Origin of the sequence: Glutamicibacter protophormiae (assembly GCF_014647495.1) — a bacterium.
Classification (GTDB): domain Bacteria; phylum Actinomycetota; class Actinomycetes; order Actinomycetales; family Micrococcaceae; genus Glutamicibacter; species Glutamicibacter protophormiae.
The window spans coordinates 54946-66063 of the sequence record NZ_BMPH01000018.1; the positions used below are offsets into that span (position 1 = coordinate 54946).

Genomic DNA, 11118 nt, shown 5'->3' on the forward strand with positions numbered 1-11118 from the left:
AGCGGCCGGGGAACCATGAGAGGTTCCCCGGCCGCTGCGTTCCTGCCGGCGAAAACTAGGCCTTGGCCTCAAGGTGGGAAATGAACTCCGGAAGCTGCGCCACCCCGTCCAGGATCACGTCGTGCTCGTGGATCTCCAGGTCGCCGCGGCCCAGCTCGCCGGTCAGCACGCCCACCGCGATGACTCCGGCGTTCTTGGCGGCCTGCAGGTCGTTGACGGTGTCGCCGGCGGCGATCACCTTGCGCACGTCGCGGATTCCGGTCAGCTCCATCACGCGGTGGATCATGTACGGAGCGGGGCGGCCGGCGGCCACCTCGTCGGCGGTGACCACGGCGTCCAGCAGTTCGCCTTCGCCCACGGCCCAGCCCAGCTGAGGCAGGATCACCGATGCGACATCGCGGGAGAACCCCGTGGTCAGCGCAATCTTGATGCCCTGCGCAGCGAGCTTTTGAAAGGCTTCGACAACGCCTGGCAATGCTACCGGAGGATTCTGCTCGTAGTAGGAGAACAGCAGTTCGCGGAAACGCTCGAAGGTGCCGTCAACCAGCCGCGTTTCGGGAACGCCTCCGCCCAGCGCGATCAATGCGGTGATGGCCTCGCGCTTCTCGGCTCCCATCCAGGCCTGCAGGTTCTGCGCGGTGACCTCGGCACCGGTTTCGCGCACGCTGTTCTCCAGCGCGCGGTAGACGTCGGCATGCTCATCGACGGTGGTTCCGGCCATGTCGCAAACGATCAGTTCAATCATGGTGTTTCTCCTTGGGTATGGTTAAAAGCTTTGCAGTGCCAAGCTCGGCGCGCGGGTGAATGCCGCGCGTTCCTCGATGGTGTTTTCAATGGTGAAATTGGCAAGGTGGGGCAGGTAGCGGTCATCGGAATATTCCTTGACCTCGCCGGTGCTGGATGAGGTGATGCGCCGTTCGCGCAGCAGCGGCATGCCGGCGGGCACCTGGAGCAGCGTGCTGTCTTCGCCGTCCGCGGCCACCGCGTCGATGATGTGCTTGCCGCGGCTCAGATCCACGCCCTGTTCGCGCAGGTAGTTGAAGATCGACCCGGAATCGGTGTCGAAGTCGAAGAGCAGGCGTCCTGCGTCCGGCGCGAAACTGGTGCGTTCGATCATGGCCGGGGTGTCATCCAGCAGGCGAAGGCGCAGCACCTGGACGATCATTGTTCCGGGCTCCAGCTCCAGCTGCCCGGCGGCCTCCTCCGTGGCCGGGCGGCGCGCGAGTTCCAGCGTGCGCTGCCCCGGAGTCCGCCCGACGGAATGCGCCCACTCGGTGAAGGACATGAAAGTGCTGAAGGACTGCGAGCGCACCGCATGCGCAACAACCGGGGGCTTTCCCTGGCCGCCTGCGATCAAGCCTTCGGAACGCAGCGTAGCCAGGGCATGGCGCACGGTTCCCCGAGAAGCGTTCGCCTGGGCGCACAGCTCCGTCTCGCTGGGAATCGGTTCCCCCTCCAGCCATTGGCCGGACGCGATCCGCTCGCGCAGGTCCGCGGCCAGCAACTGGTGCTTGGGTTGGTTCTTATTCTGAATCACCACTTGATCATACAAGTGGAAATCCCTTGAAATCAGTGGTTTTTCCGGCTTCCAAATGAAGCTTAGGTTAACGAAAATTAACCAAGTTGAACACTGGGCAAACTTGTTTGAACAAGTGCCGATCTGGCTTGAAATCGCTAGGTCAGGGCGCGGATGATCAATTCCGTGATGAACGAAAACACTTCCCTCCCCACCGCTTCCCAGCCGCTGCAGACCGATGTCCTGGTGGTTGGCGCAGGCATCATCGGCCTGGCCCACGCAGCCCGCGCACTGGATGCCGGCTACACCGTCACCGTCATCGACCGCGACCACCGCGCCGTGGGCGCCTCGGTACGCAATTTCGGCCACGCCTGCATCACCGCGCAGTCCGGAGAACTCTACGACATCGCCCAGGCAGGCCGCCCGTTATGGCTTGAGTACGCCCAGCGCGCAGGTTTCTGGGCCGCCGAGGCCGGGGCCATGGTGGTCGCCGCGACCGCAACCGAACTGCAGGTGCTCAGCGAGCTGGCTGCGGTCCGCGAGTCCGGACAGATCACCCTGCTCAGCGCCGATGAAGTGGCCGGCGTGCTGGGACGCAGCACCACCGAGGGAATCGCCGGTGGCGCCCGGCTGCGCGACGACCTGCGCGTCGACCCGCGCACCACCGTGGCAAAGCTGGCCGCCTGGCTGGATGCGCAGGAGCATGGATCGGTGCGCTGGAATACCGCGGCGCTGGGCTTCGGCGCCGGGGCCATCCGCCGCGCCCGCGTCGAGACCAGCCGCGGCCCCATCGAGGCGGACCAGGTGTTCGTCTGCGTCGGCCATGACGTCGACTACCTCTTCCCGCAGCTCGCCGAGGATCACAAGGTCCGCCGCTGCGCGCTGCAGATGGCCCGCACCGCCGAGAACCAGCCGCTTCAGCTGGGCCCGGCAGTGCTGACCGCCACCTCGATGCTGCGCTACGAGGCGTTCACGGAGGTGCCCTCCGCCGCCAAGCTGCGCGCCGAAGTCCGCGAGCACCAGCCCCAGCTGCTGGACATCGAAGCCAACGTCATGTTCACCCAGCGCCCGGACGGCTCGCTGCTGCTCGGCGATTCGCACACCTATGACCTGACCCAGCCCCCGTTCCTGAAGGAGAAAACCTCCGCTTCCCTGCTGCAGAGCATCGAGAAGATCCTCGGCACACCGCTGGAAATCGAAGAACGCTGGCAGGGCGTCTACGCCTCCAGCGAGGTCGGCCCGCTGCTGATCGCCGACATCTGCCCGGCAGTCACCGTGGTCTCGGTGACCGCAGGCGTGGGCATGACCCTGTCATTCGGCTTGGCAGACCGCAACGTCACCGACCGCCTCACCCTCCGCCGGCCGCTGGCCGCGCTGGCCCGCTAAGCACCTCCACCCACTCGCAACAGACTTTTTCTCACACAGGAGCATCCCCATGAAGCTTTCCCGCGCACTTCCCCTGGCCGCCGTGGCCGTCGGCCTGCTGGCCACCACCGCCTGCGGAGCCACCGAGGCCAGCGGCAGCACCTCTGCCGAGGCCTCCGGCGCCCCGGCCTACTGCGCCGACGGGCCGATCAAGTTCGGCATCGAACCATTCGAGGATCCTGCCAAGCTGGAGCCCGCCTATGGCGTGCTGGCCGATGCCATGGAGCACGAACTGGGCTGCGAGGTCGAGGTCCAGGTGGTGGAGGACTACTCTGCCGAGGTCCTGGCCATGCGCAACGGCAAGCTGGACCTGGGCCAGTTCGGCCCGGTCGGCTACGTCTTCGCCAGCGAGCAGGCCGGTGCCGAGCCGATGGTCTCCTTCGGCACCGCCGACGGCAAGCTGAGCACCTACACCGCCGGCATCTGGGTCCCGAAGGACTCCGACATCAAGGCCGTGGACGACCTGCGCGGCAAGGACCTGGCCCTGGGCGGCGTCGGTTCCACCTCCGGCGACGTGCTCCCGCGCTACGCGCTGAAGACCGCGGGCATCCCGGAAGACGAACTGAACATCAACTATGCCGGCGGCCACCCGGAGGCGCTGCTGGCCCTGGTCAACGGCACCGTGGACGCGGCGCAGATCAATACCCAGACGCTGGCCACCGCCAAGGCCGAAGGCACCTTCAACCCGGAGGACTTCCGCCAGGTCTGGACCTCCGAGCCGATCCCGAACGATCCGATCACCGTGCGCCCGGATGCCGATCCGGAGCTGAAGAAGGCCGTCAAGGACGCGCTGCTGAACCTGCCGAAGGAAGACATCGAGCAGGTCGGCAAGTTCCTGGACGTGGACCCTGCCGGCCCGCTGCTGGAAGTCACCAAGGAAACCTACAAGCCGCTGTTCGACCTGGCCTCCGAAATGGGCCTGACCGAGAAGGACATCTAAATTGGAGCAGGCAGCCCTCAAGGTACAGTCACTGGCCAAGTCCTTCAACGGCCGCCGTGTCCTGGACGACGTGGACTTCGAGGTCAAGCGCGGCGAGCTGGTCGCCTTCCTCGGCGCCAACGGTTCGGGCAAGTCCACCACCCTGAAATGCGTGGCCGGGCTGACCGAACCGGATGCCGGGCGCATCGAGCTGGACGGCGCCCAGCTCTCGCAGCTCGGCGGACGCCAGTTGCAACTGGCCCGCAGCAAGGCCGCCATGGTCTTCCAGAAGATCCACCTGGTCCCGCGCCGCACCGCCCTGGACAACGTCTGCGCCGGGGCACTGGCCAGGGTCAGCTCGCTGGCCTCGGTCTCCCCGCTGTTCTTCTCCCGCGAACTGCGCGAAGAAGCCATGGGATGCCTGGAACGCGTGGGCATGGCCGACCGCGCGCTGGACCGCGTGGGACGCCTCTCCGGCGGACAGCAGCAGCGTGTGGCCGTGGCCCGCGCCCTGTGCCAGCGCGCCAGCGTGCTGCTGGCCGACGAACCGGTGTCCGCGCTGGACCCGAACGCCGCCGAACACGTCATGGAATTGCTCGCCGAGCTGGCCCACAACGAGAACCTGGCAGTCGCCGCGGTGCTGCACCAGCCCGATCTGGCGCTGCGCCACGCTGACCGCGCGATCGGCCTGATGCACGGCCGCATCACCTTCGACGGCCCGGTCGCCTCCCTGAACCAGAGTGTGCTCGACACCCTCTACTCCCCCGAAAGGAACGCGGCATGAGCCTCCAGACTCCTCCCCGACCGATGGACACCGCCCTGGAGTCCGCATCCGTCCGCACGCCGGCCCCGGCCAAGCTGCCCGTTCCCGCCGACCCGCACCGCGGGCGCAAGGCCATGCTGTGGGGTACGGCCACCGCCGTGATCGTGATGCTGCACCTGCTCGCGGTGGCCGGCACCGACTTCGACCCGACGCTGCTGGTCGACGGCTGGCAGGGCATGGCCCGCTTCATCTCCGACGCCTTCCCGCCGAACCTGGACTGGGAGGAAGTCATCAAGCCGGGCCTTGAAGCCACGCTGGTGACATTGTGGATCGGCCTGCTGGGCACCACGCTGTCCATCCCGAGTGCCCTGCTGCTCGCGGTGCTGGCCTCGCGCACGACCTCCCCGCACCCGGTGGCCTACCAGGTCTCCCGCGCCATCCTGTCCTTCTTCCGCGCGGTGCCGGACATCGTCTTCGCGCTGATCTTCGTGACCGCCGTGGGCCTGGGCCCGTTCGCCGGCGTGCTGGCGCTGATCTGCCACAACACCGGCGTGATGGGCAAGCTCTGGGCCGAGTCCATGGAGGAAACCGACCAGGGCCCGCAGGAAGCGCTGTCCACCGCCGGGGCCTCCCGCCTGCAGCAGATCGCCCACGGCTCGCTGCCGCTGGTCATCCCGCAGTTCGTCGGATTGCTGCTGTACCGCTTCGACGTCAACGTCCGTTCCTCGCTGGTCCTGGGCCTCGTCGGCGCCGGCGGCATCGGCCTGTTGATCAACCAGGCCATCAAGTCCTTCCAGTTCGACACCATGCTGACCCACATCATCATCGTGCTGATCCTGATCATCGTGGTGGACCAGGCCTCCGGCTTCGTCCGCCGCAAGCTGGCCGTCTAGCCGGCGGCACCGGTCGAGACAACAAGACACCGCCCCCGAACTGGTTCCAGTTCGGGGGCGGTGTTCCGTTGTTCGGGCAGGCAAGCCCGCGGTGCGTTCCCGGTCCTAGCCGGCCGTCGACAGCGCCCTGCGCCGGCGCAGGGTCGCCAGCCGCGAGGCGACCAGGCCCTGGCGCGGGCTGAAGAGGTAGACCGCCACGAAGATCAGCCCCTGCGCCAGCACCACCATACCGCCGGTGGAGGCGTCCAGGTAGTAGCTCACGTAGACGCCGAGCACCCCGCCGGACGCGGCCAGCACGGGAGCGATCACCAGCATGGTGCCGAAGCGGTCGGTGAGCAGGTACGCGGTGGCACCCGGGATGATGAGCATGGCGACCACCAGGATCACCCCGACTGCCTGCAGCGCCACCACCGAGGTCATGGCCAGCAGGCCCAGCAGCACCGCGCCCATGAGCTTCGGGTTCATGCCCAGAGCGTGCGCATGGGTGGGGTCGAACGCATAGAGGGTGAAGTCCTTGCGCTTGAGGAGCAGGATCATGAAGGTGATGGCACCGATAATCAGCACCTGCCACAGGTCCGCAGCTGAAACGCCCAGCAGGTTGCCGAAGATGATGTGGTTCAGATCCACTTGGCTCGGCGTCACGGAGATCAGCACCAGGCCGAAGGAGAACAGCGTGGTGAACACGATGCCGATGGCGGCGTCCTCCTTGAGCCTGGAGGTATCGCGCACTCCCCCGATCAGGGCGACGGCGAGGAAGCCGAACACCAGGGCGCCCAGCGCGAAGGGAGCCCCGACAATGTAGGCCAACACGACGCCAGGGAGCACCGCATGGGAGACGGCGTCGCCCATCAGCGACCAGCCGATGAGCACCAGCCAGCAGGACAGGATGGCGCACAGCACCGCGGCGATGATCGTGACGGCCAGCGCGCGGAGCATGAAGGTGTAGGTCAGCGGTTCGACCAGCAGTTCAATCAGGTTCACTGTCCGCCTCGTTTCATCGGGTCCAGGCCGAAGGCCATGGCCAGGTTTTCGGGTTGCAGCACGCGGGTGGGGTCCCCGTGCATGAGCACCCTGCGCATCAGCAGGATGGCTTCGTCGGCCAGCTGGGGCAGCGCGTGCAGGTCATGGGTGGAGACCAGCACCGTTCCGCCGTCGTCCGCGACTTCCCGCAGCAGCTTGGTGATGGTCGCCTCGCTGCGCTTGTCCACTCCGGCGAACGGCTCGTCAAGCAGCATGATGCTGGCTTCCTGGGCGATGCCGCGGGCCACGAACGCGCGTTTCTTCTGCCCGCCGGAGAGCTGGCCGATCTGCCGTCCGGCATAGGCGCTCAGCTCGACGCGTTCCAGCGCTTCGTCGACCGCCCGCTGGTCGGCCTTGCGCGGACGGCGGGTGAAGCCCATGTGCCCGTAGCGGCCGGTCATCACCACCTCCCGCACGGAGATGGGAAAGTCCCAGTCCACCGCCTCGTTCTGCGGGACGTAGCCGATCATGCCCTTTTTCCGCGCCTGCTGCGGATCCTGTCCATTGATCTGGACGCTGCCGGTATCCGGCTTGATCTGGCCCATGATCGTCTTGAAAAGGGTGGACTTGCCGGAGCCGTTCATGCCCACCAGCCCGCAGACCATGCCCCTTCCCAGCTGCACGGTGGCGTGGTCGAGCGCTTGGACGGGGCCGTAGTGGACGGTGGCGTTCTGGACGTCGATGGCCCATGGATGCTGTGCTTGGCTGCTCATGGCAACTCTCCCTTCAATGCGCGGGCGATGGTACGGGTGTCGTGGGTGATCAGGTCGAGGTAGGTCGGCACGGGCCCGTCGGCGGCCGACAGCGAGTCGACGTAGAGCGTCCCGCCGTAGACCGCGTCGGTGGACTCCACCACCCGCTGCATGGCGGCGTCCGACACCGTGGATTCGCAGAACACCGCCGGCACCTGCTGTTCGCGCACGGCGTCGATGGCCGCGGCCACCTTGCGCGGAGTGGCCTGCGATTCCGCATTGACGGCCCACAGGTACTTCTCCGTCAGCCCGACATCGCGGGCCAGATAGCTGAAGGCGCCTTCGCAGGTCACCAGGGTCCGGTGGGATTCGGGGATCTGCGTGAGCGAGGCCGCCAGCTCGTCATGCACAGCCTGGAGCTTGCTCTGGTACTGCGCGGCGTTGGCGCGGTAGTCAGAGGCGTGTTCCGGGTCCAGCTCGCTGAACGCCTCGGCAATGCGCCCGGCGTACTTCTGCACGTTCAGCGGACTCATCCAGGCATGCGGGTTCGGTTTCCCCGAGCCTTCCTCGTCCGCGATGTCGATGACCTCGACGCCGTCACTGACCGTGACGTGCGGGGCGGGGTTGTCGGCCACGAATTGCGCGAACCACGCTTCGAGGTTCAGCCCGTTGTCAAGAATCAGGTCAGCGCGCGAGGCCCGGCGCAGGTCGTCCGGGGTCGGTTCGTAGCCGTGGATCTCGGCGCCCAGCCGGGTCACCGATTCCACCCGCAGATGCTCCCCTGCCACGTTCTGCGCGATATCTGCCAGCACCGTGAACGTCGTCAAGACCACCGGTCGGTCATCGGGCTCCACTGGCTGCGGTTCGGCGGCGGTGCCGCCGGAGCAGCCCGCGAGAAACAGCAGCATCAGCGGCACAATCCCGAGGCGCAGCAGCAGGCCCTGGCCCCGCCGCCGGCGCGAGTGAGTTTTCACCAACAACCCTCGAATCCTTTTCCCTGCGCTCGCACGGCCTCGTTGCCGCGAAAGCGGGGCTCACATTCGGCCCCCTCATAGGATAATGTTTGAGGGGTCAAACATCCAACCGGGATCGATCACCTCCCCTCTTCGCGACGTGGTTCTCCGTTTCGGGTGCGAGGGCAGACATCCGTCCTGGCCTATGGTCCCGAAACCGAGAAGGAACTCTCGGTGGTTGATTCCGCATTGAACACGGAGGGCACATCATGAGCGACTGGGGAGAGGACGAATACACCGAAAACGCGGGGCAGCCCTCCGCCGCCACAGATACACCCCGCTCGCCTGGGCGGGTGTTTGGGCTCGACATTGGCGGGCTTGCCGGTGAATACGTTGATGCGGCGGTCAAGGCCTCGGTCCGCAAGCAGGTCAATAACGTGGCCACGGCCGCGGTCGACGAAGCCCTGACCGAGGAGCTGCTGGAATCCCTCAGGCAGCGAGCTGGCCAGGCGGCCGTGGCCGCCGTGACCGAACAGGTCGAGGCCAACGAGGCAGCCGACGAAGCCCAGGACGACGAGGGCGAGGCGGAACCGGAGGAAACCCTCTACTACGGTTCCGTCGATGAGTTTGTCCGTGAGTACCTGCGCAATGTCTATCGACGGGCGATCAACGGCCGCTCGCGGGTCTGGGCTGCCCGGTGGTGGGAATACGACGAGGCAGTGATCCGGCTGGAAGCGCTCTGGCGTTCCTGGGAACACTTGCGCATGGACCCCAGCACCGGCATGAGCGCGTGGTGGCGCGACCACGCGGACCACCATATGGCGGTCTTACTGGACCCGGACGGGCCGTTTTCCTCGGCAGCGGACGCCGACGAAAACAAGTCCAAAAAAGGGCAGCCATTGCCCTATGCCCCACCCCCGGCAGGATTGTTCACAGACCAACGACTTTCGGAACAACATTAAGCTAAAGCAGCGACCGTGCATCCACCCCATGAGTTGGATGCGCGGTCGCTGTTCTGCGCCAAAAAATACGGTCAGCAGTCTTGAACATTAGTTCAAAGAAAAAATCCACCCGATAGTATTGACAAATCTTTCGGCATTTAAGGAAGGATCAGCGTAATACTCAGCTTGCAAGCTCATGACCATCTCTTCGTCTTCAAGCTGATCAATTCGAAGCATGCCGGCATTACCGCCACTCATGGCGAAATCACATAGTGAATCAGCTTTCAAACAATCTACAACTAAGTCTGGGTCCCCCGTCGGGTCAATGTCCCTGATATTCGTTTGATAAATCGATAACACGAGTGAGACTGGCTGAACGGTTCCGTCGATTAGCAGCTCTAGTGAACCTTCTGTGGTGCGCACATTAGGGACTTCAAGATCCTCTTGTAGCCGACTGACCTCTCCATTAGGATGCTTCCAGTCAACAGCAAATGATCGAACCTCTTTTCGCTCGAACTTGAGGACTGGAGGAAGCTCAAGTGCATCCGGAGTCAACGAAAGAACATCCTGTTCCTGAGTTTGTTCAGGCTTCACAGCAACTGCACCACCGTTTTCCACTGAGCTAGCCATGTTAGAGCTACACCCAGTAAGTGTCGATAAAGATATGAGCGAGCAGCCGATCAGTACGCCAAGTTTAATTGTTGCAGTAGAAACGGGTTTCAATGTCACTTGAAGTACGACCTGAGAAGTTCGTCGTTCCAAAGGTTACTCGATGATAGCCATTCCCTCGATAAGTCTGCGCAGAATTCGAGGAGCAGACAAATTTTGAATGGACATCAATCTTCGACATCGTTTTCTTCTTTACCTCACGCTGGTGGAAAGAAGCACGATGCCATAGACCGACCCATCCCTTCTTCATGATCTCAGCACCTGTAACTTGGTAGTCAGGCGCTTTACGGCAGTCCTTAATTCCGCTATGCAGCGACCCAAAACCACTACTTTTGTGAACCCGTTCCGTGTATCCTGCACAGCGCCACGGATTCAGTCCAACTTGCGCCTTAGCTGCGGTCATGGTGGCCACCCCTGCAGGTGCATTCGTGGCAGATACTTCTAATGATTCTTTGGACGAATCCACAAAAGGAGATGCGTTATCAGGTTCCCAATTTGCGTCTTCGAAAAATGTCAAGCTGTTTGGAGTCACTAAGCAGCCTGCAACGCAGCCCCTGCGTCTTCTGACGGCAGGTTGATTCCAACAATTCCTGCAGGCGCAGGAGTGACCGGATGCCGGTGAAAACGCGCTGGATGCCTCCGGTAGTAATCTTCCAAAGCCTGCTGTCGGACCTGCCAAACCTGCTCCCAGGACCCGTCATGGACCTGCGCCGGAGAGAACAAGGCAATCCCCGAGTGCTTATGCTGCCGGTTGTACCACGGCACATATTCCGCCAGATAGGTGCGGGCGTCTTCGAGGGTGGCGAAGACCTTCGGGTACCCCGGACGATACTTCATGGTGCGGAATCCGGACTCGCTGAAGGGGTTGTCGTTGGACACATAAGGCCTGTTATGGCTTAGATGGACGCCGTGGGATTCCAACGCATTCTTCACCGCGTTGGACTTCATTGCCGCCCCCGAATCTGCGTGCACGACATTCGGCGCACCGAAATCCTTGAACGCCTGCTCGAACATGTGCGCGGCCAGATGGTCAGCTTCACGCTCCTCCACCCTGTATCCCACGATCTGCCGGGAGAAAATATCAATAATCGAATAGGCCTTGAACACCTTGTTCTTGTAAGGCGAGTACAGGTCGGTAATGTCCCAGGACCAGACTTGCCCCGGCCCGGTGGCTTTGAGCACCGGCTTTTTGCCTCGTGCTTGGCGGTTTTGCGTGCGGGTGGGAACCTTCGGGCGCAGCATCTGCTCTTCGATGCCTGCGGGCTCTTCAGAATTCAGAGTGTAACCGCCTAAACCCAACACCCCGGATCCCGGGCATGTCGCCAAA

General features: G+C 64.0%; 13 protein-coding genes. 5 read left to right on the forward strand and 8 right to left on the reverse strand.

Annotated elements, in window-relative coordinates; genetic code table 11:
• Positions 1-55: 55 nt before the first annotated feature.
• Together IEY43_RS16725 and IEY43_RS16730 are read right to left on the reverse strand one after the other, a co-directional pair.
• The gene (locus IEY43_RS16725) at positions 56-745 is read right to left on the reverse strand and encodes a phosphonatase-like hydrolase (RefSeq protein ID WP_188949947.1); all 690 of its coding nucleotides are present in this window, start codon (positions 743-745) and stop codon (positions 56-58) included.
• 21 nt (positions 746-766) lie between these two features.
• A complete protein-coding gene (locus IEY43_RS16730; RefSeq protein WP_188949949.1) occupies positions 767-1537 on the reverse strand; it encodes a GntR family transcriptional regulator in 771 nt (256 codons plus the stop codon).
• 168 nt (positions 1538-1705) lie between these two features.
• On the opposite strand from IEY43_RS16730, the gene IEY43_RS16735 reads away from it, so the two are divergent.
• Genes IEY43_RS16735 through phnE form a run of 4 tightly spaced genes read left to right on the forward strand, consistent with a single transcriptional unit; the run spans position 1706 to position 5516 of the window.
• Positions 1706-2902, forward strand: coding sequence for a TIGR03364 family FAD-dependent oxidoreductase (locus tag IEY43_RS16735; RefSeq protein WP_188949951.1), 1197 nt, complete (start codon positions 1706-1708; stop codon positions 2900-2902).
• Between the two features lie 49 nt (positions 2903-2951).
• A complete protein-coding gene (locus IEY43_RS16740; RefSeq protein ID WP_188949953.1) occupies positions 2952-3881 on the forward strand; it encodes a phosphate/phosphite/phosphonate ABC transporter substrate-binding protein in 930 nt (309 codons plus the stop codon).
• A gap of 1 nt (position 3882) precedes the next feature.
• A complete protein-coding gene (locus IEY43_RS16745; RefSeq protein WP_188949955.1) occupies positions 3883-4644 on the forward strand; it encodes a phosphonate ABC transporter ATP-binding protein in 762 nt (253 codons plus the stop codon).
• On the forward strand, positions 4641-5516 hold the full coding sequence (gene phnE, locus IEY43_RS16750; RefSeq protein WP_229777463.1) for a phosphonate ABC transporter, permease protein PhnE: 876 nt from the start codon (positions 4641-4643) through the stop codon (positions 5514-5516). Before IEY43_RS16745 ends, phnE begins: the two co-directional genes overlap by 4 nt.
• A 105-nt stretch (positions 5517-5621) precedes the next feature.
• Here phnE and IEY43_RS16755 read toward each other — a convergent pair whose 3' ends face one another.
• Genes IEY43_RS16755 through IEY43_RS16765 form a run of 3 tightly spaced genes read right to left on the reverse strand, consistent with a single transcriptional unit; the run spans position 5622 to position 8136 of the window.
• Complete coding sequence (locus IEY43_RS16755) at positions 5622-6488, reverse strand: metal ABC transporter permease (RefSeq protein ID WP_374189874.1); 867 nt, start codon at positions 6486-6488, stop codon at positions 5622-5624.
• A gap of 5 nt (positions 6489-6493) precedes the next feature.
• Entirely contained in the window at positions 6494-7249 is a 756-nt protein-coding gene (locus IEY43_RS16760) for a metal ABC transporter ATP-binding protein (RefSeq protein ID WP_188949959.1), read from the reverse strand.
• Positions 7246-8136 carry a metal ABC transporter substrate-binding protein gene (locus tag IEY43_RS16765; RefSeq protein ID WP_188949983.1) on the reverse strand — a complete coding sequence of 297 codons (891 nt, stop codon included), beginning with the start codon at positions 8134-8136 and terminating at the stop codon, positions 7246-7248. The genes IEY43_RS16760 and IEY43_RS16765 overlap by 4 nt, the downstream gene beginning before the upstream one ends.
• A gap of 314 nt (positions 8137-8450) precedes the next feature.
• Here IEY43_RS16765 and IEY43_RS16770 point away from each other — a divergent pair, with 314 nt between their 5' ends.
• A complete protein-coding gene (locus tag IEY43_RS16770) occupies positions 8451-9143 on the forward strand; it encodes a DUF4913 domain-containing protein (RefSeq protein ID WP_188949961.1) in 693 nt (230 codons plus the stop codon).
• Between the two features lie 87 nt (positions 9144-9230).
• Here the strand turns inward: IEY43_RS16770 and IEY43_RS16775 are convergent, their stop codons facing one another.
• The 3 genes from IEY43_RS16775 to IEY43_RS16785 all read right to left on the reverse strand — a co-directional run.
• The gene (locus IEY43_RS16775) at positions 9231-9752 is read right to left on the reverse strand and encodes a hypothetical protein (RefSeq protein WP_188949963.1); all 522 of its coding nucleotides are present in this window, start codon (positions 9750-9752) and stop codon (positions 9231-9233) included.
• A gap of 64 nt (positions 9753-9816) precedes the next feature.
• Complete coding sequence (locus IEY43_RS16780; protein ID WP_188949965.1) at positions 9817-10323, reverse strand: hypothetical protein; 507 nt, start codon at positions 10321-10323, stop codon at positions 9817-9819.
• Positions 10323-11118, reverse strand: a 796-nt coding sequence (locus tag IEY43_RS16785) for a DDE-type integrase/transposase/recombinase (RefSeq protein WP_188949967.1), incomplete at its 5' end; no start/stop codon positions are given. The genes IEY43_RS16785 and IEY43_RS16780, both read right to left, overlap by 1 nt.